Annotated in this window: 24 protein-coding genes; 15 read left to right on the top strand and 9 right to left on the bottom strand. The window is 71.5% G+C overall.

Translation table 11 applies throughout. From position 1 onward, the window contains the following. Positions 1-440: 440 nt before the first annotated feature. Both R9Z33_RS09765 and aroC read right to left on the bottom strand, forming a co-directional pair. Positions 441-1,643, bottom strand: a complete 1,203-nt coding sequence (locus R9Z33_RS09765) for a hypothetical protein (RefSeq protein ID WP_318651104.1) — start codon at positions 1,641-1,643, stop codon at positions 441-443. Between the two features lie 82 nt (positions 1,644-1,725). Next, positions 1,726-2,832, bottom strand: a complete 1,107-nt coding sequence (gene aroC / locus R9Z33_RS09760; RefSeq protein ID WP_318651103.1) for a chorismate synthase — start codon at positions 2,830-2,832, stop codon at positions 1,726-1,728. Positions 2,833-2,936: 104 nt separating this feature from the next. Here aroC and R9Z33_RS09755 point away from each other — a divergent pair, with 104 nt between their 5' ends. Both R9Z33_RS09755 and R9Z33_RS09750 read left to right on the top strand, forming a co-directional pair. Further along, entirely contained in the window at positions 2,937-3,197 is a 261-nt protein-coding gene (locus tag R9Z33_RS09755; RefSeq protein ID WP_318651102.1) for a hypothetical protein, read from the top strand. 32 nt (positions 3,198-3,229) lie between these two features. Further along, a complete protein-coding gene (locus tag R9Z33_RS09750; RefSeq protein WP_318651101.1) occupies positions 3,230-4,945 on the top strand; it encodes a cation:proton antiporter in 1,716 nt (571 codons plus the stop codon). 4 nt (positions 4,946-4,949) lie between these two features. Here R9Z33_RS09750 and R9Z33_RS09745 read toward each other — a convergent pair whose 3' ends face one another. Beyond that, positions 4,950-5,441 carry a GNAT family N-acetyltransferase gene (locus R9Z33_RS09745; RefSeq protein ID WP_318651100.1) on the bottom strand — a complete coding sequence of 164 codons (492 nt, stop codon included), beginning with the start codon at positions 5,439-5,441 and terminating at the stop codon, positions 4,950-4,952. 1 nt (position 5,442) lies between these two features. After that, on the bottom strand, positions 5,443-6,282 hold the full coding sequence (gene fabI / locus R9Z33_RS09740) for an enoyl-ACP reductase FabI (RefSeq protein WP_318651099.1): 840 nt from the start codon (positions 6,280-6,282) through the stop codon (positions 5,443-5,445). An 81-nt stretch (positions 6,283-6,363) separates the two neighbouring features. On the opposite strand from fabI, the gene pdxH reads away from it, so the two are divergent. The 4 genes from pdxH to R9Z33_RS09720 all read left to right on the top strand — a co-directional run bounded on the left by pdxH (position 6,364) and on the right by R9Z33_RS09720 (position 10,177). Further along, entirely contained in the window at positions 6,364-6,942 is a 579-nt protein-coding gene (pdxH, locus tag R9Z33_RS09735; RefSeq protein WP_318651098.1) for a pyridoxamine 5'-phosphate oxidase, read from the top strand. Next, a complete protein-coding gene (locus tag R9Z33_RS09730) occupies positions 6,942-8,387 on the top strand; it encodes a bifunctional aminoglycoside phosphotransferase/ATP-binding protein (protein WP_318651097.1) in 1,446 nt (481 codons plus the stop codon). The genes pdxH and R9Z33_RS09730 overlap by 1 nt, the downstream gene beginning before the upstream one ends. Before the next feature lie 34 nt (positions 8,388-8,421). Then, positions 8,422-9,300 carry a universal stress protein gene (locus R9Z33_RS09725; RefSeq protein WP_318651096.1) on the top strand — a complete coding sequence of 293 codons (879 nt, stop codon included), beginning with the start codon at positions 8,422-8,424 and terminating at the stop codon, positions 9,298-9,300. 169 nt (positions 9,301-9,469) lie between these two features. Next, a complete protein-coding gene (locus R9Z33_RS09720; RefSeq protein WP_318651095.1) occupies positions 9,470-10,177 on the top strand; it encodes a pirin family protein in 708 nt (235 codons plus the stop codon). 17 nt (positions 10,178-10,194) lie between these two features. Here R9Z33_RS09720 and R9Z33_RS09715 read toward each other — a convergent pair whose 3' ends face one another. After that, positions 10,195-10,782, bottom strand: coding sequence for an HNH endonuclease (locus R9Z33_RS09715; protein ID WP_318651094.1), 588 nt, complete (start codon positions 10,780-10,782; stop codon positions 10,195-10,197). Positions 10,783-10,949: 167 nt separating this feature from the next. Here R9Z33_RS09715 and gluQRS point away from each other — a divergent pair, with 167 nt between their 5' ends. Genes gluQRS through R9Z33_RS09690 form a run of 5 tightly spaced genes read left to right on the top strand, consistent with a single transcriptional unit; the run spans position 10,950 to position 15,126 of the window. After that, entirely contained in the window at positions 10,950-11,804 is an 855-nt protein-coding gene (gluQRS, locus tag R9Z33_RS09710; protein WP_318651093.1) for a tRNA glutamyl-Q(34) synthetase GluQRS, read from the top strand. A 34-nt stretch (positions 11,805-11,838) separates the two neighbouring features. Beyond that, positions 11,839-12,690: a DMT family transporter gene (locus R9Z33_RS09705; RefSeq protein ID WP_318651092.1), complete on the top strand. Its 852-nt coding sequence runs from the start codon at positions 11,839-11,841 to the stop codon at positions 12,688-12,690. Next, positions 12,687-13,571 carry a DMT family transporter gene (locus R9Z33_RS09700; RefSeq protein ID WP_318651091.1) on the top strand — a complete coding sequence of 295 codons (885 nt, stop codon included), beginning with the start codon at positions 12,687-12,689 and terminating at the stop codon, positions 13,569-13,571. The genes R9Z33_RS09705 and R9Z33_RS09700 overlap by 4 nt, the downstream gene beginning before the upstream one ends. After that, positions 13,568-14,746: a class I SAM-dependent rRNA methyltransferase gene (locus tag R9Z33_RS09695; protein WP_318651090.1), complete on the top strand. Its 1,179-nt coding sequence runs from the start codon at positions 13,568-13,570 to the stop codon at positions 14,744-14,746. Before R9Z33_RS09700 ends, R9Z33_RS09695 begins: the two co-directional genes overlap by 4 nt. Continuing rightward, the gene (locus R9Z33_RS09690) at positions 14,743-15,126 is read left to right on the top strand and encodes a DUF3293 domain-containing protein (RefSeq protein WP_318651089.1); all 384 of its coding nucleotides are present in this window, start codon (positions 14,743-14,745) and stop codon (positions 15,124-15,126) included. Before R9Z33_RS09695 ends, R9Z33_RS09690 begins: the two co-directional genes overlap by 4 nt. Positions 15,127-15,138: 12 nt before the next feature. Here R9Z33_RS09690 and R9Z33_RS09685 read toward each other — a convergent pair whose 3' ends face one another. From R9Z33_RS09685 to R9Z33_RS09675, 3 genes are all read right to left on the bottom strand, one after another. Further along, positions 15,139-15,771 (bottom strand): class I SAM-dependent methyltransferase, encoded by a 633-nt coding sequence (locus R9Z33_RS09685; RefSeq protein ID WP_318651088.1) that lies wholly within the window; start codon positions 15,769-15,771, stop codon positions 15,139-15,141. Positions 15,772-15,836: 65 nt separating this feature from the next. Continuing rightward, the gene (locus R9Z33_RS09680; protein ID WP_318651087.1) at positions 15,837-16,913 is read right to left on the bottom strand and encodes a patatin-like phospholipase family protein; all 1,077 of its coding nucleotides are present in this window, start codon (positions 16,911-16,913) and stop codon (positions 15,837-15,839) included. Further along, positions 16,913-17,707: a 3-hydroxybutyrate dehydrogenase gene (locus tag R9Z33_RS09675; RefSeq protein ID WP_318651086.1), complete on the bottom strand. Its 795-nt coding sequence runs from the start codon at positions 17,705-17,707 to the stop codon at positions 16,913-16,915. The genes R9Z33_RS09680 and R9Z33_RS09675 overlap by 1 nt, the downstream gene beginning before the upstream one ends. Before the next feature lie 171 nt (positions 17,708-17,878). On the opposite strand from R9Z33_RS09675, the gene R9Z33_RS09670 reads away from it, so the two are divergent. From R9Z33_RS09670 to R9Z33_RS09655, 4 genes are read left to right on the top strand one after another with little or no spacing between them, the layout of a single operon-like run. Then, positions 17,879-18,079, top strand: a complete 201-nt coding sequence (locus R9Z33_RS09670) for a hypothetical protein (protein ID WP_318651085.1) — start codon at positions 17,879-17,881, stop codon at positions 18,077-18,079. 58 nt (positions 18,080-18,137) lie between these two features. After that, entirely contained in the window at positions 18,138-18,926 is a 789-nt protein-coding gene (locus R9Z33_RS09665) for a class II aldolase/adducin family protein (RefSeq protein WP_318651084.1), read from the top strand. 49 nt (positions 18,927-18,975) lie between these two features. Next, a complete protein-coding gene (locus R9Z33_RS09660) occupies positions 18,976-20,385 on the top strand; it encodes a cryptochrome/photolyase family protein (protein ID WP_318651083.1) in 1,410 nt (469 codons plus the stop codon). Further along, positions 20,382-21,134, top strand: a complete 753-nt coding sequence (locus R9Z33_RS09655) for a metallophosphoesterase (RefSeq protein WP_318651082.1) — start codon at positions 20,382-20,384, stop codon at positions 21,132-21,134. Before R9Z33_RS09660 ends, R9Z33_RS09655 begins: the two co-directional genes overlap by 4 nt. Here the strand turns inward: R9Z33_RS09655 and R9Z33_RS09650 are convergent. Continuing rightward, entirely contained in the window at positions 21,131-21,901 is a 771-nt protein-coding gene (locus R9Z33_RS09650; RefSeq protein WP_318651081.1) for a creatininase family protein, read from the bottom strand. The genes R9Z33_RS09655 and R9Z33_RS09650 overlap by 4 nt on opposite strands. Between the last annotated feature and the right edge of the window lie 2 nt (positions 21,902-21,903).

The following is a 21,903-nucleotide window of genomic DNA, read 5'->3' as shown; positions in this document are numbered from 1 at the left end:
CGCGATCTCCAGGCGACGGAGCGCAAGCTCGAGAACTTGCTGGATGCCATCGCCGATGGGCTGCGCAGCCCTGGGCTCCAGGCGAAGCTAACGGCCCTGGAGGCTGATCGTGAACGCCTGACACTCGCCATCGAGGAGGCCAAGCCGGAACCCGTCCGCTTGCTCCCCAACCTGGGAGACGCCTATCGTCGGGCGGTGCAGAGGCTCAGGGACGGACTGGCAGCGAGCGACAATCCCGCGGCTTCAGACGCGGTGCGCCAACTCGTCGAACGGGTGGTCATCCATCCGACGAAACCCTACAAGCCACCCCGCATCATCGTGGAAGGACGCCTCGCAAACATGGTCGCCCTCGCTCAGCCCGGGCTGACACCCAAGGCAGCCAAGGCCATCGAGCACACCTCACGACAAACAGTGAAAGAAAGACCGGGGGGCAGCGCCCCTCAGTTGCTGCTCACCGCCGGCGCCAGGCCCACGCTCTTCGCCGCCGGATGCCCCGGATTGCGGAAGCGCAGCTCGCCCTCCGGCGCGCAATCGCCCAGCGCGAAGAATTCCTGCCGCGTCGTGCAGGTCACCGCGACCACCAGCTTCGCCTCCGGCTCGGTCAGGAAGCGGCGGATCACCCCCTCCAGCTCCAGCGTGTCGCGCAGCGAATGCCACTCGGCGGCCTCGATGTCGTCGAGGAAGACGGCGACGATGCCCGGCCGCGTGCCGGTCAAGCGCGCGGTGGCCGAGGCGGCGACGCGGCGCTTCACGGCGAGCGAGATCTCATTCTCCCGCCCGGCGCGGGCCGCCATCACCAGCACCGAGCCGCTGTTGGGATCGGCGGTCACGGCCAGATGCGCCTCCACGCCGAACACCTCGCGCAGGCGAGCCGGGAGCGCGCGCTGCGGGTCGCTCGCCGCCTGGGCGCCGGCCAGCACCAGCGGGTCGAGCTTGAGGATGGCGTCGGCGCTGGAATCCTGGCGCTTCTCGGTCGCCAGCATGGTGGAGATGCGGCTGTGCAGCTCGGAGAGCTGGGTCTGGTCCGTCACGCCCTCGGGCAGCGTCATCTTCAGGATGTAGCGGCCGGGATGGGCGGCGAGCCAGGTCTGCAGCTCAGGGTTCACCCGGTCCACCAGCTGGGCCCAGTCGCCCTTGTGCAGTGGGCGGCCTTCCTCGGCCGAGACCGTCTCGCAGACCACCTCGGCCTCGGCGCCGTCGCGGCGGATCAGCAGGTCATGCGCCGTGCCGTGCAGCAGCCCGTCGAAGGAGACCTCGAAGCCGCGCGCGCGCAACAGGGCCGCGGTGCGGACGAGGTGGAACAGCGGCACCAGGGTGGCATCGCCCGAGAGGCCATCGCCCACCAGGGCACGCAGCCGGGCGCGCGGCCCGGCCGGCAGGGATTTCGCCAGCTCCGCCGCCTCGCGCGCGAAGGCCAGCACGCGGCGCTCCGCCCGGCCGGCCTTGGCCAGCAGCTCCGGCTTGGAGAGGCGCGCGAGAATCAGCTCCAGCGCATGGCGCTGCTGCATGGCGCGGCCCGCGAGCGAGCCCGGCTGCAGCCGCGCGCCCAGATCCGCCATGCGTTTGCGCCAGGCCGCCCCGCCCGCAAGGGCGACGAAGGCCTTCACGGCGGCCGGGTCGGGCTGGGGATCCGGGTGTGTCATGGGCTCTCGATGCGGTTCGGGGCGGGCAAACCATGCCCTGTTGGGAAGTTTTAGCGGTTTCGTTGCAACCGCTCAACGTGGTTTATCCCAGAGGCAGCCGGCCGACGACCGGCGCCTCCGGATTTTGTGCCCGGTGGCGCAGCAGATGATCCGCCAGCACGCAGGCCAGCATCGCCTCGCCCACCGGAACGGCACGGATGCCCACGCAGGGGTCATGCCGCCCCTTGGTGAGCAGATCCGTGTTGCGCCCATCGGCGGTGACGGCCTGGCGCGGCGTGAGGATGGAGGAGGTGGGCTTCACCGCGAAGCGCGCCACGATGGGCTGGCCGGTGGAAATGCCCCCCAGCATGCCGCCCGCGTGATTCGCCAGGAACTCGACCGAGCCATCCTGGCGCATCCGCATCTCGTCGGCATTCTCCTCGCCCGAAAGCTCCGCCGCGGCGAAGCCATCGCCGATCTCGACGCCCTTCACGGCGTTGATGGACATCAACGCCGCCGCGATGTCGGCGTCGAGCTTGCCATAGATCGGCGCGCCGAGGCCGACGGGCACGCCCTCGGCCTGCACCTCGATCACGGCGCCGATGGAGGAGCCCGCCTTGCGGACGCCCGCCAGCAGGGCTTCCCAGCGCTGCGCCGCGGCGGCGTCGGGGCACCAGAACTCGTTCTGCTCGGTCTGCGCCCAATCCCAGGCGGCGCGGTCCACGCGGTCCCGCCCGATCTGCGTGAGCGCGCCGCGGATCACCACGCCATCGCCCAGCACGCGCCGGGCGATGGCGCCGGCCGCAACCCGCATCGCCGTCTCCCGCGCCGAGGCCCGGCCGCCGCCGCGATAGTCGCGGATGCCGTATTTCCACGCATAGGCGATATCGGCATGACCCGGCCGGAAGCTCCGCGCGATCTCGCCGTAATCCTTGCTGCGCTGGTCCTGGTTCTCGATCATCAGCGCGATGGGCGTGCCGGTGGTGTGCCCCTCGAAGACGCCCGACAGGATACGGACCTGGTCCGGTTCCTGTCGCTGGGTCACGTATTTGCCCGAGCCCGGGCGGCGCTTGTCGAGGAAGGGCTGGATCCAGGCCTCGTCCAGCTTCAGGCCGGGCGGGCAGCCATCCACCACGCAGCCGATGGCCGGCCCGTGGGATTCGCCCCAGGTGGTGACGCGGAAGAGATGGCCGAAGCTGTTGTGCGACATGGTGGACCGCAACTAGCGCAGATCGCCACAGGGCGGAATCGCCCGGAGGCGTGAATCTGCGCGCGAAGCTGGCGCGAAGCGCGGCGATGCGCCATCAGGCGGGGATGCGCGCCGCGCTGATCCTGCTGCTCCTCGCCCTCGCCGGCCCTGCACAGGCCCAGGTGACGGAGCTGTGCCGCCTCTACCCGCGCGATGGCGTGCATGCCGGCTGCGGCCTCTGCGGCGGCCCCGGCTGGCGCAAGCCCGATGGCCGCTGCGCCCGCTGGAGCGATGTGGGCCCGCCCGATTGCCGCGCCCTGCGCCGCGAATTGAGCGACCCGGCGCGCTGCGCCCAGCAGCGCGAGCGCGGCCGCCGCCTGCCCTGACGTCCCGGCGCGGTCCGGGTTACGCTCCTGCCATGCATCATGCGCACCCACTGCTCGCGACCCTCGTCGTTGCCCTGGCCCTGGCCTTCGCGCTGGGCCTCGCGGCCCGGCTGCTCCGGGTGCCGCCGCTGCTCGGCTATCTCGCGGCGGGCCTCGCCGTCGGGCCCTATACGCCGGGCTTCGTGGCCGATGAGGGCGTCACCTCCGCCATGGCGGAGATCGGCGTGGCGCTGCTGCTCTTCGGTGTCGGCCTGCATTTCCGCGCGCGGGACCTGCTGGCCGTCTGGCGCGTGGCGGTGCCGGGCGCCATCGCGCAGATCACCATCGGTACCGTGCTCGGCGCGCTGCTCGGTCATCTCGCCTTCGGGCTGGAGGCGGGGGCGGCGCTGGTGCTGGGCCTTGCGCTCGCCATCTCATCCACCGCGGTCGCCACCCGCACGCTGGAGGAGCGAGGGCGGCTCGGCGGCGATGCGGGGCGCCTCGCCCTCGGGTGGCTGGTGATGCAGGACCTGGTGGTGGTGCTGGCGCTGGTGCTGCTGCCCGCACTCGCCCGTGGCGGCGAGGGGACGGCGCTCGGGCCCGCCCTGCTGCGAACGGCGGGCGAGCTGGTGGCCTTCCTGCTCGTCATGGCCGTGGCCGGGCGCGTCCTGCTGCCCCGGCTGCTCGGCCTCGTCGCCGCCACCGGCTCGCGCGAGCTGTTCACGCTCGCCGTGGTGGTGGCGGCACTCGGCACGGCCTTCGGCAGCGCGGCGCTGTTCGGCGTCTCGCCGGCGCTGGGGGCCTTCTTCGCCGGCGTGCTGCTGGCCGAAAGCCCGCTCGGCCATCAGGCGGCGGCCGAGACGGCGCCGCTGCAGCGCGTCTTCGTCGCGCTCTTCTTCGTCTCGGTCGGCATGCTGGTGGACCCGCTGGTGGTGCTGTCCGCCCCCTGGCTGACGCTGGCCGCCTTCCTGACCGTGCTGCTGGGCACGGGTGTCGCGATCCTCCTCCTGCTCGTCGGGCTGCGCGTGGCGCTGCCGACGGCCGCCGTGGTGGCGGGCAGCATGGCGCAGATCGGCGAGTTCTCCTTCGTGCTGGCCGCGCTGGCGATCGGCCAGGGCCTGCTGCCCGAGACGGTGCGTGGCCCGCTGCTGGCCGCCGCCACGCTCACCATCGTGCTGACGCCGCTCACGCTGCGCCTTGCGGAGCGGCTGGCGGCCCGGGCCGTGGGGGACCGGCGCTACCGCGCCTGGGAGACGCGCCGCGCCGGCGCCCGCGCCTTCCCCTCGCCCCCGCCCGGCCTTGCCGGCCATGCGGTGATCGTGGGTTTCGGCCGCGTCGGGCGCCTGGTGGCGCAGGGCCTGGCGCGGCATGGCGTGCCCATCCTCGCGATCGAGGCGGACCACGCCCGCGCCGCAGCGATCCGGCGCGAGGGGATTCCCGTCATCTGGGGCGATGCCGCGCATGCCGAGGTGCTGGCCGCCGCCCGGCCGGAATCGGCGAGCCTCATCGTGCTCGCCATGCCCGACGCCTTCGGTTGCCGCCGCGTGCTGGAGCTGGCGCGCGCGGCCAATCCCGGCCTGCCCGCCGCCGTGCGCGCGCATGATGACGAGGAGGCGGCGCTGCTGGAGCGGATCGAGGGCGTGGGTCTCGTCGTGATGGGCGAGCGCGAGATCGCCCTCGGCATGGCCGGCTTCGCGCTGCGGCATTTCGGCGTGCCGCCGCTGGGCGCGCAGGCGACGCTCGAGGAACTGCGGGCGGGCCGCGGCTGACGCTTCAGCCGAGGCGCATCGCCATCAGCAGCGTCACCGCCTCGACCCCCTCCACCCGCAGCGAGGCCGCCTCGGTGCCGTAGAGCGTGAAGCCCGCGCGCTCATAGAGCCGCCGCGCCGCGGGATTCCCCTCCCCCACCATGAGCTGCAGCACGGAGACCTCGGCCCGCGCATGGGCGATGGCGGCCTCCAGCAAGGCGGCGCCGATCCCCTGCCCGCGCGCCTTCGGGCGGACATACATGCCCCAGAGATGGCCGATATGCCGCCGCTTCAGCAGGCTGTCGCGCCGATAGCCCAGCATGCCGCCGAGCTGGCCCGGCCCGTGCTCGGCCGCGAAGACCGCGGCATGACCCAGGGTCTGGCCGAACCAGGAGAGCGGCCTGTGCTCCTCCTCGGCCAGGGCCGCGCCGAAGGCGAAGGGGGCAAGGCGCAGCGCCTCCAGCCGGAGGGCGCGAAAGGCATCGGCATCTCGCGGGGCGAGGCGCCGGACCCGCATCTCAGCCCTTCTCGATGGTGAGGTCCGGCGCGTCGGGGTTCTTCATGCCGACGATGTGGTAACCGCAATCCACGTGATGCACCTCGCCCGAGACGCCGGTGGAGAGCGGGCTCACCAGATAGAGGCCGGCGCCGCCCACCTCTTCCAGCGTCACGTTGCGCTGCATGGGCGCGTTGTACTGGTTCCACTTCAGGATGTAGCGGAAATCGCCGATGCCGGATGCCGCGAGCGTCTTGATCGGGCCCGCGCTGATCGCATTCACGCGGATGCCATCGGGGCCGAGGTCGGCCGCCATGTAGCGCACGCTGGCCTCCAGCGCCGCCTTGGCCACGCCCATGACGTTGTAGTGCGGGACCCATTTCTCCGCGCCGAGGTAGCTGAGCGTGAGCAGCGAGCCGCCCTCGCTCATCAGCGCGGCCGCGCGGCGGCCGGTGGCGGCGAAGGAATAGCAGGAGATGTCGAGCGCCTGGAGAAACGCCTCGCGCGGGGTGTCGAGGAAGCGGCCGCGCAGATACTGCTTGTCGGCGAAGCCCACGGCATGGACGAAGAAGTCGAGCTTGCCCCAGCGCTCCTCGACCGCGCCGAAGGCGGCGTCCATGTCGTCATCGCTGGCGACGTCGCAGGGCACCACGAAATCGCTGCCCACGCTGGCGGCCAGCGGCCGGACGCGCTTCTCCAGCGCCTCGCCCTGGTAGGTGAAGGCCAGCTCGGCGCCCTGCGCGGCGCAGGCACGGGCGATGGCCCAGGCGATGGACCGGTCATTGGCCACGCCCATGATCAGGCCGCGGCGGCCCTGCATCAGGGTTCCCGTGGGCAAGGCGGGGGCAGAATCGTCCTTCATGGGGTTCCGTGATCCGGTTGCGGGGGCCAGATGGTGGTGGCACATGCCCCTGAACCGGGCAAGGCCCCATAGGAAAAGCGAATGACCGAAGACCCTTACGCCCTCTTCGCCGAATGGCTGGCCGAGGCGACGCGCACCGAACCCAATGATCCGAACGCCATGTGCCTGGCCACCGCCACGCCCGATGGCCGGCCCTCCGCCCGCATGGTGCTGCTCAAGGGCCATGATGCGCGCGGCTTCGTCTTCTACACCAACCTCGAATCGCGCAAGGGCGGCGAACTCGCGGCCAACCCCCACGCCGCGCTCTGCTTCCATTGGAAGACGCTGACCCGCAGCGTGCGCGTCGAGGGGCGGATCGAGCCGGTGACGGCGGAGGAGGCCGATGCCTATTACGCCTCCCGCTCGCGCGGGTCGCGCATCGGCGCCTGGGCCTCGCGCCAGTCGCGCCCGCTGGAAGGGCGCTGGGCGCTGGAAAAGGCCGTCGCGGAATACACGATGAAATTCGGCGTCAGCGAGATCCCGCGCCCGCCCTTCTGGTCCGGCTTCCGCCTGCTGCCCGAGCGCATCGAGTTCTGGCGCGACATGCCCTTCCGCCTGCATGAGCGCCGCGTCTTCACGGCCGATGGCAGCGGCTGGAAGACCGAGGCGCTCTACCCCTGATGGCGATTCCCGCCATCCAGGCCGAGGCGGCCGCCTTCCTCGGCGGCCTCGTGGGCGCGGCCCCGGTGGAGACGCATATCTCCGCCGTCTTCCTGGGCGAGCGGGAGGCCTTCAAGCTGAAGAAGGCGGTGGATTTCGGCTTCCTCGACTTCTCCACCCTCGCCGAGCGCGAGCGGTTGACGAAGTTCGAGCACGCGCTGAACGCGCCGCATGCGCCGGGCCTCTATCTCGGCGCCGTGCCGCTCACGCGCGGCCCGGATGGCGCGCTGCGCCTGGGTGGCGAGGGCCCGGCCGTGGAATGGGTGCTGCGGATGAAGCGCCTGCCGCCCGAGGCCTTCTTCACAGGCCCCCTGCCGCCCGAGCTGCTGGACCCGCTGGCCGATGCGGTGATGGCGCTGCATGAGGCCGCACCCCGCCGGGCGGGGGATGGCCGCATGGTCGGCGTCATCACCGGCAACCGCGAGGCGGCGCTCTCGGCCGGGCTGCCCGCGGCGCCGGTCCGCGCCTGGGCGGAAGCCGCTCTGGCCGCCGAGGCGCGCCTCGCGCCCTGGCTCGCGGAACGCGCGGCGGCCGGCTTCCTGCGCCGCTGCCATGGCGACCTGCACCTGGGCAATATCTGCCTGCTGGAGGGCCGCCCCACCCCCTTCGACGCGCTGGAATTCGACGAGGCGCTGGCCACCATCGATGTCGGCTACGACCTCGCCTTCCTGCTCATGGACCTCGACCGGCGGGACAGCCGCGCCGCGGCCAACCGCGTGCTGAACCGCTACATCGCCCGCACCGGGGATGTGGCGCTGCTGCGCGCGATGCCCCTCTGGCTCTCGCTGCGCGCGCTGATCCGCGCGCATGTCGCGGCGCGCTCCGGCCAGGATGGCGGCCCGCTGCTGGCGGCGGCCGGCGCCTATCTCGCGCCCGCGCCAGCGCGCCTCGTCGCCGTGGGCGGCCTGCAGGGCACCGGCAAGTCGCACCTGGCGCGCCGCCTCGCGCCCGATCTCGGCGCCGCGCCAGGCGCGCTCATCCTCCGCAGCGACGAGATCCGCAAGCGCCAGGCGGGTGTCGCACCCGAGACCCGCCTGCCGCCCGAGGCCTATCGCCCGGAAACGAGCGCCGCCGTCTTCGCCACGCTGAACGCCATGGCCGCCGAGGCGCTGGCGGCCGGCCATGCGGTCATCGCCGACGCCGTCTTCCAGCGCGCGCCGGAGCGTGACGCGCTCGCTGCCCTCGACCCTGGCTTCACCGGCCTCTGGCTTGAGGCGCCGCTCGACATCCTGCGCGCGCGCATCGCCGCCCGCAGGGGCGATGCCTCGGATGCCACGCCCGAGGTGCTGGCCGCGACCGCCGCGCGCGACCTGGGCGCGATCACCTGGAACCGCCTGGATGCCACCGCCGCACCGGAAGACATGGCCCGCAAGATACTGGACTTGCCCCCGCGGCCTTCGCCATAACGGTGCCCGAACAACCGGTTGAGGGATCACGAACATGGCCTATCGCCGCCTGCTGCTGCCGATGACCGGGACCGCCGCCGGGGAAGCCGCACTCGCCACCGCGCTGATGGTGGCCCGCATCTGGGGCGCCCATGTGCATTGCCTGCATGTGCGCGTGGATGCGCGCGACGTGGCACCGCTCGCCGGCGAGGGGCTCTCGGGCGCCATGATCGAGGAGATGATGGCGGCGACCGAGCGCGAGAGCGGCGACCGCGCGGGCCGCGTCCGCGCGCTCTTCGAGCGTTTCGCGGCCAGCGCGGGCGATGTCACCATCGCCCACTCCGCCGAGACGGCGCTGAAATCGGGCGGTCCCACCCTCTCCTTCGAGTCCATCGCGGGCCGGGAGGAGGACATCGTGGCGCAGCAGTCGCGCCTCTATGACATGGCGGTGGTGCCGCACCCCGAGGCGGGCGAGGACGTCTCGAGCTCGGACGCGCTGCATGCCGTCCTCTTTGATTCCGGCCGCCCGGTGCTGATCGCCCCCCGCGTGGCGCCGGCGACCATCGGCACGCGCATCTGCTGCGCCTGGAACGGCACGGCCGAGAGCGCCGCCGCCATGGCCGCCGCCCTCCCCTGGCTGCACCGCGCCGATGCGCGCCGCATCCTCTACGCCGACGACTACCAGCGCCGCGGGCCGAAGGTGGAGGGCATCCTCGCCTATCTCCACTGGCACGAGATCCCGGCCGAGGCGATGCAGTTCAAGCCGGTCACCAAGGATGTCGGCGCGGGCCTGCTGGGCGCGGTGCGGGATTTCGAGGCGGACCTGCTCTGCATGGGCGCCTACAGCCATTCGCGCCTGCGCCAGCTCATCCTGGGCGGCGTGACCCGGCACGTGCTGGAGAATGCCGACGTGCCCGTGCTGATGTGCCGCTAGCGCATGATCCGCTGAGGCGAATGCCGAAGCGGTGAATCATCCGCTCGGCAGGCCAGGATCATCACCGGCCTGAATGACACCGATCAGGCGGCGTGAGTGGCAATCCGGCGCCACGCCCCCTATCTGGGCTCCGAACGCAGCCACAAACCGGCGCGTCAGGACCTCCATCATGATTGACATCCGCCCCTTCAACTCGCTGGGCCATGCCAATTTCGGCTGGCTCAATGCCCGCCACCACTTCTCCTTCGGCCACTACAACGACCCCTCCCGCATGGGCTGGGGCCGCCTGCGCGTCTGGAACGATGACGAGATCGCGGCCGGCACGGGCTTCGACCCGCATCCGCACCGCGACATGGAAATCATCACCTATGTCCGCGAGGGCGCGATCACGCATCGCGACAACATGGGCAATGAGGGCCGCACCGAGGCGGGCGACGTGCAGATCATGTCGGCCGGCACGGGCGTGGTGCACAGCGAATACAACCTCGAGCCCGGAACGACGAAGATCTTCCAGATCTGGATCCTGCCCGACGTGCGGGGTGCGAAGCCCAATTGGGGTGCCAAGACCTTCCCCAAGGCCGCGCGCGAGGCGAAGTTCGAGGTGCTGGCCGGCGGCCGCCCCGGCGATGCCGAAGCCGGCGCCCTGCCCATCAACGCCGATGCGGCGGTGATGGCGACGACGCTCGCCAAGGGCCAGGAGCTGAAGCTCACCCTCGCCCCGGGCCGCGCCGCCTATCTGGTACCGGCCAAGGGCAGTGCCACCGTCAACGGCCAGCCGCTCGGCCTGCGCGACGGCGCCGCGATCGAGGGCGAGCGTGAGGTGACGATCGTGGCGAATGACGAGGCTGAGCTCGTTCTCGTCGAAGTGGCGGCGTAAGCCGTCTGGAGCAGGGGTCAGCCCTGCTCCAGCTCGCTGTCCCAGTACAGGTAGTCGCGCCAGCTCTCATGCAGGTGGTTGGGCGGGAAGCTCCGCCCATTCTCCTGCAATTCCCAGCTCGTCGGCTGGCGCGGCGTCTGGCGGGGCAGCATGTGGCATTCGCGCGGCAGCGCGCTGCCCTTGCGGAGATTGCAGGGGCCGCAGGCGGCGACGACATTCTCCCAGCTCGTCCGCCCGCCGCGCGAGCGCGGGATCACATGGTCGAAGGTCAGCTCATGCGCGGGCAGGCCATCGCCACAGTACTGGCATTCGAAGCGGTCGCGCAGGAAGACGTTGAACCGCGTAAACGCGGGGCGCCGTGCCGCCGGAATGTATTCGCGCAACGCGATGACCGAGGGCAGGCGCAGCGCGAAGGAGGGCGAGTGCACCTCCGTCTCGTACTCGCTGAGCACCGAGACGCGGTCCAGCACCACCGCCTTCACCGCATCCTGCCAGGACCAGACCGAGAGCGGGAAATAGGAGAGAGGTCGGAAATCCGCATTCAGCACCAGGGCGGGAAAGCCGCCGGGGCCGTTGATCTGAGGGATGAGACCGCCGTCGGGCAAACCAGGCTCCTCTCACTGCCATGCTGGCGGAGAGCGACCGGTCCGGGTGCGGCCAGGCTCCCGGATTCGGTGCGCCGCCAACAACTCGGGTGAATGCATGGCACCCCTGCTGCATTGCCGCAAGACGGGATTAACGGCTTTCATCCCCCCGTCACATGATGTCCCCCATGCCCTTCGCCCCGCCACCCGGCTGCGTCACGCGCTTTGCGCCCTCCCCCACCGGCCTGCTGCATCTCGGCCACGCGCATTCGGCGCTCTTCGCGGCGCGTGCGGCCGAGCAGGCCGGCGGCCGCTTCCTGCTGCGCATCGAGGACATCGACGCCACGCGCTGCCGGCCGGAATTCACCGCCGCGATCCTGGAGGATCTGGCCTGGCTCGGCCTCGCCTGGGAGGAGCCGGTGCGGGTGCAATCCGCCCGCATGGCGGGCTATGGCGCGAGCCTGGATTCGCTGCGGGCGCGCGGCCTGCTCTACCCCTGCTTCTGCACGCGGGGCGACATCGCCGCCGCCATCGGCGCCGCGCATGGCCCCATGGGCGGATCCTCGGCGATCTATCCCGGCACCTGCCGCAACCTGCCGCGCGCCGAGGCAGAGGCGCGCATCGCCGCCGGCCGCCCCTATGCGCTGCGCCTCGACGTCACCCGCGCGCTGGCGGAGACCGGGCCGCTGACCTTCACCGACCTGATCCACGGCCCGCGCCGCTGCACGCCCGAGACGCAGGGCGATGTGGTGCTGGCGCGCAAGGACATCCCCGCCTCCTACCACCTCTGCGTCACCCAGGATGACGCCGAGCAGGGCGTCACGCTGGTGACGCGCGGCGAGGACCTGCTGGAAGCGACTGACATCCACCGCCTGCTCCAGGCGCTGATGGGCTGGCCCGCGCCGCTCTACGCCCATCACGGCCTGATCCGGGACGCCGAGGGAAAGCGCCTGGCCAAGCGGGACCAGGCGCCCACGCTGCGCGCCATGCGCGCAAGTGGCATGAGCCCGGCGGAGGTGCGCGCCGCCGCGGGTTTCCCCTAAGCTCACTTGTGTGAGCCCAAGAACCACCGGCCTGTTGCTGCTTCTGCTGACCGGCCTGGGCTGGGGCTCCAACTGGCCCGCCCTGCAATTGCTGCTGCGCGAGATGCCGCCGCTCGCCGCGCGTTCCTATGCCGGGCTCGCCTCCTCCTTCGTCTTCGGCCTGGGCGCGCTGGCCTTCGGCGTGCGGCTTTCCGTGCCGCGCGCGCTCTGGGGGCGGCTCGCGCTCTTCTCGGCGTTGAATGTCACGGCCTGGATGGGCCTCGCGACGGTCGGCCTGCTCTGGCTGAGCGCAGCGGAAGCGGCGACGCTGGCCTACACCATGCCGGTCTGGGCCGCCCTCCTGGCCTGGCCCATCCTGGGCGAACGGCCAAGCCTGACCAAGCTGCTGGCACTCGCCCTGGGCATCGGCGGGGTGGTCATCCTCTTCGCTGGGCGCGGGCTGGATGTGGGGCTCGCCAAGCTGCCGGGGATGCTGCTCCTGCTGGGCTCGGCCATGTTCTTCGCGCTCGGCGCCGTGCTGGCCAAGCGCTACCCGCTGCCCATGCATCCGGTGGCCGCCATGGTCTGGCAGGTCGGCCTCGGCTGCCTGCCGCTCTTCCTGCTCTCGCCCTTCCTGGAAACGGTGCGCCTCGGTGAGCTCTCGCCGCTCGGCTGGTTCCTGATGGGCTGGATGGCGGTGGTGGCGCTCGGTATCGCCTATCTCGCCTGGTTCGGCGCGCTGGCGCGGCTGCCGGCCTCGACGGCCACCATCGGCACGCTGCTGGTGCCCATCGTGGCCGTGCTGGCGACAGGCCTGCTGCTGGATGAGCCGCTGGGGCTTCGCGAATGGTCGGCGCTGGGCTTCACCCTCGCGGGCGTGCTGCTCGCCACACGGCGGCGCGCATGAACCAGCGGCAGGTGGGCCTGGTGCTGCTGATGCTCACCGCGGTGAACTGGGGCGCCACCTGGCCGCTCATGAAATTCCTGCTCACGGAATTGCCGCCGCTCACCATGCGCGCCATCGGCACGGCGACGCTCGCCGTGGCGTTGGCGGCGGGCGCCCTCGCCTTCGGCGTGCGGCTGCATGTCCCGCGCGAGCAGCGGCCGCGCCTCATTCTCTTCGCGCTGCTCAACATCACCGCCTGGATGGCCTTCGGCACGCTGGCGCTGCGCTGGCTGACGGCATCGGAAGCCGCGATCCTCGCCTACACCATGCCGGTCTGGGCGGCGCTCTTCGCATGGCCCATCCTCGGCGAGAAGCCGGGGCCGCGCCGCATCGCGGGGCTGGTGCTGGGCTTCGGCAGCATCCTGATCCTCTTCGCCGGGCGCGGCGTGGAACTCGGGCTCGCCAAGCTGCCGGGCCTGCTCTTCATCCTCGCCTCCGCGCTGCTCTTCGCGCTGGGTGCGGTCCTCTCCAAGCGGCGGCCGCTGGTGCTGCACCCGATCACGGCGCTCGCCTGGCAGATGGCGATCGGCTGCCTGCCCATGGCGATCCTGGCGCCGCTGCTGGAGACCTTCCAGCCCGGCCTCGTCTCCGGCCCCGTCTGGTTCTGGTTCGGCTGGTTCATGATCTTCTCCATGGGCATGTCCTACCTCACCTGGTTCGGCGCGCTCGCCCGCCTGCCCGCCTCCACGGCCGCCATCGGCACGCTGCTGGCGCCCGTGCTGAGCGTGCTCGGCGCGGGCCTGATCCTGGGTGAGCCGCTCGGCTGGCGCGAGGCGCTGGCGCTTTCGGGCACGGTGGGCGCGGTGGCGCTGGCGGTGGGAGTGCGCGATAAGCCGGCATGACCCCGCTTCTTCGCCTGCAGCCCGGCCGCGACCGCCGCGTGAAATCCGGCCATCCCTGGGCCTTTTCCAACGAGATCGTGATGGATGCGGCGGCCCGCGCCCTGCCGCCCGGCAGCCCCGTGCGGCTCGAGGGCGATGACGGTGTGAAGCACGGCATCTGGCACTTCAACCCGCACAGCCTGATCGCGGCGCGCATCCTGGACCGGCAGGCCCAGGCCGCCCCCGACGCCGCCTGGTTCACCGCCCGCATCGCCCGCGCGCTGGCGCTGCGCGAGCGCCTGGGCCTCGCCCGCCACGCGCGGCTGGTCCATGCCGAGGCGGATGGCCTGCCGGGCCTGATCGTTGATCGCTTCGACGATGTGATCGCACTCCAGGCGAACACCGCCGGCATGGAGGCGGCGACGCCGCTGATCGTGGAAGCGCTGCGCGAATTGCTGAACCCGCGCAGCATCCTCGCCCGCAATGACAGCGCGGTGCGCGGCCTCGAGGGCCTGCCGCTGGAGACCAGGCTGCTGCACGGCAGCGAGGCCCAGGCCCGCGTCGAGGAAGGCGGCCTCGCCTTCGCGGTGGACCTGCTCTCCGGCCAGAAGACCGGCTGGTTCTTCGACCAGCGCGAGAACCGCGCGCGCGTCGCCGCCCTGGCCAAGGGCGCCACGATGCTCGACGCCTTCTGCCACACCGGCGGCTTCGGCCTGATGGCGGCCAAGGAAGGCGCGCGCCAGGTCACGCTGCTCGACCGCTCGCAGCCGGCACTCGACCTCGCCTTGGCTTCCGCTGCCGCGAATGGCCTGGCCGACCGCGTCACCGCCCGGCGCGGCGAGGCGCTGGAAACGCTGGAGCGCATGATCGGCGCCGGCGAGCGCTTCGACGTGGTGGTGGCCGACCCGCCGGCCTTCGCGAAGACCCGCAAGGACATCCCCGCCGCATTGCGGGCCTATCAGCGCCTCGCGCGGATCTGCGCGCAGCTGGTGAATCCGGGCGGCTTCCTGTTCATCGCCTCCTGCTCGCACCATGCGGCGCCGCCGGAATTCGCCGCCGCCGTGGCCGAAGGCGTCTGGCGCGCGCGGCGCGAGGCGCGGCTGCTCGCCAGCACCGGCGCAGGGCCCGACCACCCGGTTCACCCCATGCTGCCCGAGAGCGCCTACCTCAAGGGGCAGCTCCTGCAACTGGCGTGACGCGGGCCGAGGCCTATCGGCGCACGCAGTATCGCGCGGGTGAGGTGGTGGTGCGCGTGGGCCGCCGCAGCGCGACGGCGGATCGCTGGATGGCGCGGCACGGCGCGCGCGAGGCCGGCTTCATCACCGCCTGGAACCCGATGAGCCGCCGGATGCCGCCCGCCTGGAACGCGGCCGCCCAGGCGCGGCTGCGGCGCGACCTGCGCGGCGCAGGCCGCGAAGAGGGCGAGGGCGCGCTCGGCGCCTGGCACGAGGCGATGCTGCTGGTTGCCCTGCCGAAGCGCGTACTGGCCCGCCTCGCCCGCCGTCATCGCCAGGCCGCGGTGGTCTGGCTGCGGCGCGGCCGCCCCGCCCGGCTGCTGGACACGCGGCCCGGGTGACCGCGCCGGCCCTCAGGCCGGGACATCCGCGAGGCGCCACAGCCCCAGGTAATGCGTCCGCCAGATGGGCGGGGGCAGCCCGAAGGGAGGGCGTGTGATGTCGAGGTGCCGGGACCCGCGCCGCCCGAGCCGGGGCAGTTCCACATTGTCACGCCCGAAATTGTTGGAGGCGAGCAGCAGGCGCGAGCCGGAGCGGCGCATGTTCTCCAGCGCGGCCCGCACATCTGCGAAGCAGAGATGGTTCAGCAGATCCTTGCAGAGGATCAGGTCCACGCTGGGCGGCACCTCGCGCGTGATGTCCAGCCGTTCGAACTGGAGGCCGGGATGGCGCCTGCGGTTGTCGGCGATCATCTCGGCCACGATGTCGAAGCCCTGGTATTGCACCTCAGGCCAGGCCTCGAGAAACAGGGGCATCCAGTTGAAGTCGCCGCAGGGAATGTCCGCGATGCGGCGCACGCCATGGTCGTGGACGGCCATCCCCAGGGCCTCGATGGCCGCCGCGACCGAGCCGGAATCACGGCGGGAACCCGGGCCGGAGCGGGATTCCGGATCAAGCCAGTAGTTGGTGCGGTAGAAACGCGCGAAACGCCCCTGGAGCGTCAGGTCGGTGCGTCCGGAGACGATCCCGAGGAGCTTGTTCAACATGCGCTTGCGGGTCTCCGGGGCAGGTCGGATCTGCGGTCTCCGTGCCTGCCCGCAGGCCCGCCTTCTCAGAGATAGCGCTGGATGTCCAGCGTGCTCTCGCGCCCCACCTTGTCCAGGTTCTCGCGGATGAAGAGGTCCGCCGCCTCCCAGCCATAGTCGCGCAGCGTCTGCAGGAAGTCCCAGTCGCCGTTGAACTTGGTGCTGAGCTTGAAGGCGCGCATGCGCGGCTCGTCCTCGATGGAATGGAGGAAGATGCGGCGGTAGCGCGGCTGCTCCAGCCGCCCCGCCTCCAGCATGCGCTGAACGAAGTCGATGGCGCGCATCTCGCTCATCAGCGAGGCGTTGAAGCTGATCTCGTTCAGCCGGTTCATGATGTCGCTGGTCGTGGTCGGCAATTCGGGGCGCAGCAGCGGGTTCAGCTGCACCAGAACGATGTCGGCCGCCATGCGCTCGTGATAGAGCGGCCAGAGCGCCGGATTGCCGAGGTAACCGCCATCCCAATAGGCCTCGCCATCGATCTCCACCGCCTTGAACACATTGGGCAGGCAGGCGGAGGCGAGCAGCGCATCCACCGTGATCTCGCTGCGCGTGAAGACCTTGGGCTTGCCCGTGCGGACATTGGTGGCCGAGATGAACAGCCGGATCGCGTTCTTGTCGGCGCGCAGGCGGGCGAGGTCCAGGCTCTGGTCCAGCGCCTTGCGCAGCGGGTTGAACTCCATCGGGAAGGGGTTCAGCTGGTAGGGCGACATGACGCGCGTCATGGTGTCGAAGGCGTTCCAGGCCAGGCTGTATTGCAGGTCCCAGCCCCAGAGCGCCTTCTCGATCGGCGTCGCCTTGAGCGGCGAGACGGCGAATTTCGCGCCCAGCGCGCGCCAGAAGCGGTTCAGCGCATCCTTCGCCCCCTGCCGCCCGCCTTCCAGCAGGCCGAGCGCCAGCACCGCGCCGTTGATCGCGCCGGCCGAGGTGCCGGAGAGGCCGTCGAACTCGATGCGCTCCTCCTCCAGCAGCCGCTCCAGGGCGCCCCAGGTGAAGGCGCCATGCGTGCCGCCGCCCTGCAGCGCGAGGTTGATGCGGCGCGAGGTCTTCTGCGCGATGGCCGGAGCCGCGACGGGCTGGGTGGCGGCGGGGGGCGCGCTGTCCATCAGGCCGCGAGCCAGCCGCCGTCGATGGACAGGGCCGAACCGTTCACCCCGCCCGAGCCGGGGCCGACGAGCCAGAGCGCCATGCGCGCCACCTCATCCACCTCGATCCAGCGCTTGGAGGGCTGCTTGGCCAGCAGGTGATCCTTCAGCGCCACCTCCTCGCTCACGCCGAACTTGGCGGCGAGCGGGGGCACCTGCGCTTCGGCCAGCGGCGTGCGGACGAAGCCCGGGCAGATCGCGTTGCAGGTCACATCGGCCTGCGCGATCTCGAGCGCGACGGACTTGGTCAGCCCCACCACGCCATGCTTGGCGGCGACATAGGCGGTCTTGTAGGGGCTTGCCACCAGGCCATGCGCGCTGGCCACGTTGATGATGCGGCCGTAGTTCCGCGCCAGCATCCCCGGCAGCGCGGCCGCGATCGCGTGGAAATTGCTGCTCATGTTGATGGCGATGATCGCATCCCACTTCTCGGCCGGAAAATCCTGCACGGGCGAGACGAACTGGATGCCCGCATTGTTCACCAGGATGTCGAGCTTGCCGAACGCGGCCTCGGCGGCGGCCACCATGCCGCGCACCTCGGCGGGCTTGGACATGTCGGCGGCGCTGTAGGGGGCCTCCGCCACGCCCATGAGGCGCCCGATCTCGGCGCGGGCGGCGGCGATGTCCTCGGGCTTGCCGAAGCCGTTCAGCATCACCTTCGCCCCCGCTTCGGCGTAGAGCCGGGCGATGCCGAGGCCGATGCCGCTCGTCGAGCCGGTGATCAGGGCGGACTGCCCCTCCAGGATGCGTTCCATGCGATGAGCCTCAACCTTGTTCTTTGTGCACCGCAATACCGCAAAGGTCCGGAAGTCTCAACCGCGCGACGAAGGAGCGCCGCGACAGATGCGACAATCGCGACGATCACCCCGCGACACGGCGCCGGCATGTTGCTCCCAACAGAGCTTCACCCCTTCGGAGACCACCCCATGCGCCACTTCCTGATCGCCGCCGCCGCCCTCATCGCCCTGACCGCCCAGGCCGAGGCCGCCGCCCGCATTCCCGCCCCCCAGGCCAGCGTGGTGGTGACCAGCGCGGTGCAGCTCGCCAGCGGCATGGGCAACGGCCTGCGCCCCGCGCTCCCGGCCGATGCGCGCGTGGCGCAGATCGCCCCCACCCGCGGCGAGTGACGCTTGCGCGGGGCGCCCGCGCATGGAAGATGGCCGCATCCCCGCAGGAGTAGCGCCCATGTCCACCACACAGGACCCCGCCGCCCCCATGCTCGCCGAGCAGATCCTGGCCGAGCAGCGCCGCCAGGCCCGCATCGACATGGCCGCCGCGCATCGCCTGGCCGTGATGCATGACTATCACGAGGCGATCGACAACCACTTCACACTGCTGGTGCCCGGCCGCCCCGGCCGCTTCTACCTCAACGCCTTCGGCCTCCACTGGTCCGAGGTGACGGCGAGCAACCTCATCGAGGTCGCCTTCGACGGCACCATCCTGGACGGCACGGGCCCGGCCGACCGCACCGCCATCTGCATCCATGCGCCGATCCACGCCATCACCGGCGCCGAATGCGTGCTGCACACGCACATGCCCTACATCACCGCCCTCTCCCAGCTCGAGGACATGACGCTGGAAATGACCGGACAGAACGCGCTGCAATTCCACGACCGCATCGCCTACGACTACGACTACAACGGCTTCGCCCTCGAACATGAGGAGGGCGAGCGCATGGCCGCGCTGATGCAGGGCAAGCCCATCCTGATGCTCGCCAACCACGGCGTCGTCGTCACCGGCAAATCGGTGGCGCAGGCCTATCACCGGCTCTATTTCCTGGAGCGCGCGGCGCGCACGCAGCTCTTCTCCATGTGGACCCATGCGCGGCGCCGCTTCGTGCGGCCCGAGGTGCTGGAGAAGATGAAGGTCCAGGCCAGCTGGCAGGATCCGACCCACAGGATGAGCGGCTCCGACTATCATTTCGCCGCGCTGAAGCGCGTGCTCGACCGCACCGACCCGGGCTACGCCGACTGAGCTTCCTCCAGCGCTTTGCGCTCCGGCCCACCCGGGCCATATGGGGGCCATGACCTCCCCCGCCCTCGTCTGGTTCCGACAGGATCTCCGCCTCGCCGACAATCCCGCCCTCGCCGCCCTGGACGGGCGGCCGGCGCTCCTCGTCTACGTCCTCGATGACGAGGCCGCCGGCGCCTGGGCGCATGGCGGCGCGCAGCGCTGGTGGCTGCACCATTCGCTCGCGTCGCTGACGGCCGATCTCGCCGCGCGCGGCGCCAGCCTGCACCTCGCACGCGGCCCCGCCACGCGCATCATCCCGCAGCTGGCCACCGCGATCGGCGCCTCGGAGGTCATCGCGGGCCGCCTCTATGAGCCCTGGGCGCGCAGCCGCGACGCCGCCATCGCGGAGGCGCTGCAGGCCGAGGGCCGCAAGCTCAGCCTGCACACCTCCTCGCTGCTGCATGAGCCGCACCGCATCCGCACCGGCACGGGCAAGCCCTATTCGGTCTATACGCCCTTCTCGCGCGCCCTCTTCGCGCTGGGCGAGCCGCCGCCGCCGCTGCCCACCCCCGCACGAATCGAAACCCTCGCGCATCCCGGCCTGCCGCTCGAGGCGCTGGAGCTCCTGCCGAAGCGGGACTGGGCGCGCGAATTCCCGCAGCACTGGCAGCCGGGCGAGGCGGGGGCGGCGGCGCGCATCAAGGCCTTCAGCCTGCTGAACCGCTACGACGCCACCCGCAACCTGCCGGGCATCCCCGGCACATCCGGCCTCAGCCCGCATCTGCGCTTCGGCGAGATCAGCCCGCGCCAGCTCTGGCATGCGGCGCGCGCCGCGGGTGTGACGGGCGATGCGACCTTCCTGAAGGAGATCCTCTGGCGCGAATTCGCCTATCACCTGCTCTGGCACCGGCCCGAACTGCCCGAGGCGCCGCTCCAGCAGAGCTTCGCGAACTTCCCCTGGCAGCCGGACGCGAAGCTGCTGCGCGCCTGGCAGCGCGGCCAGACGGGCTATCCCATCGTGGATGCCGGCATGCGCCAGCTCTGGCGCAGCGGCTGGATGCACAACCGCGTGCGGATGATCACCGCCTCCTTCCTCGTGAAGCACCTGCTGCAACCCTGGCAGGCGGGCGAGGCCTGGTTCTGGGACACGCTGCTGGATGGCGACCTCGCCTCCAACGCCGCCTCCTGGCAATGGGTGGCGGGCTGCGGCGCCGATGCCGCGCCCTATTTCCGCGTCTTCGCCCCCGTGCTCCAGGGCGAGAAATTCGATGCCGACGGCGCCTATGTCCGCCGCTGGGTGCCCGAGATCGCGGGCCTGCCGGACAAGTTCCTCCACAAGCCCTGGGAGGCGCCGGAGATCATCCTGCGCGGGGCCAACATCCGGCTCGGCGTGGATTATCCGCGCCCCGTCATGGACCACGGGCAAGGCCGCGCCCGCGCGCTCGCCGCCTATGCCGAGATGCGCGGCGCCGCGCCATGAAGCTCGACCCGGCCAGCCTGCGCGCCCGCGGCTTCTCCGGGCTGCGCGTGGTGGGCGACGTGCATGGCGAGCCGGACGCCCTGGCCTCCGCCATCCGCGGCGCGGCGGAGGAAGGGCTGTTCCTGCTGCAGCTGGGTGACCTGACCGATTACGGCCCGGATTCGCCCGGCGTGCTGCGCCTGATCTTCAACCTGCTGGATGACGAGGCGGGCCTCTTCCTGCTCGGCAATCACGACCACAAGCTGCGCCGCGCGCTGACCGGGGCGCGCGTCCGCAGCCCGCCCGAAGCCACGCCGCGCACCCTCGAACAATTGCACGCGGCCCCCGACGGGCCGGCGCTCGCGGCCCGCGCCGTGGCCGAGATCGCCGAGGCGCCCGCCTGGTGGCGGCTCGGCCCGCTGCTCTTCGTCCATGCCGCCTTCCACAAGGGCATGCTGCTGCAGGCCCCGCCGCGCGAGGCGGGGGCCCGCAAGCCCGACGCCATCACCTCCCGCGCGCTCTTCGGCCAGGTGACCGGCGGCACGACGCAGGAGGGTTACCCCGAGCGCGTGCTGCATTGGGTGGATTCCATCCCGCCCGGCCTCACCGTCTATGTCGGGCATGACCAGCGCTCACGCGATGGCCGCCCGTGGGAGACGCGCGGCCGGCTGGGCGGGCGGGCGATCTTCATGGACACCGGCTCGGGCAAGGGCGGCCACCTGTCCTGGGTGGACCTGCCACTGCCCGAACAGCGGTTCCTGGTGGCCTAGGCCTTCCCCCAGATCGCCGGGTTCGCCAGCAATTCGGCGCATTTCGTGGCGATCGCATCGAGCAGGGCGGCACCCTTCGCCCGGCTCGCGCGCCGGGCATCGCCCACCACGCCCGTGGGCGTGATCTCTTTGAAGCTGCGCCGCATCAGCAGCCCCGGCGGCTGCCCCGGCGCGCGGGAGGAGGACGGCCCATGCGCCTCGGGCAGACGGTCGGGACGCACGCCCTCGGGCAGCAGGTGCCACACCATGGAGGTCTCGGCCTCGCAGGCATGCATGAGGCCGGGCTGGTCCTCCAGCAGCGGCGCGATCGCCTTGGGCACCATGTGCCAATAGGTGCCGCCACCCACGCGGATGCCGAATTCCACCGCGAGGTCGGTTGCCGCCGTGCCGATCGCCTCGGCATTGCCGCCATGGCCGTTCATCAGGAACACGCGCTTGAAGCCGTGCCGCGCGGCCGACTTCACGACATGGCGCAGCACCGCCTGAAAGGTCGCGCTGTCGAGCGTGACGGTGCCGCCGAAGGCCATGTGATGCTCGGCCAGGCCATGCCAGACGACGGGCGTGACCAGGGCGGGATGTCCGGCGGCGACCAGCTTGCGCGCCGTCTCCAGCGCGACATTGCCGCCCAGGATGATGTCGGTGCCGGTCACCAGCGCCGGGCCGTGCTGCTCGAGTGAGGCGACGGGCACGATCAGCAGCGCGTCCTCGGCCGCGGCTGCCTGCACCTCGGCGGCGGTGAGCTTCATCCATTCAAGACTGCGGGCCATGG

Source organism: Sediminicoccus rosea (genome assembly GCF_033547095.1).
GTDB classification, from domain to species: Bacteria; Pseudomonadota; Alphaproteobacteria; order Acetobacterales; family Acetobacteraceae; genus Roseococcus; species Roseococcus rosea.
This window is presented reverse-complemented; position numbering and strand designations above follow the sequence as displayed.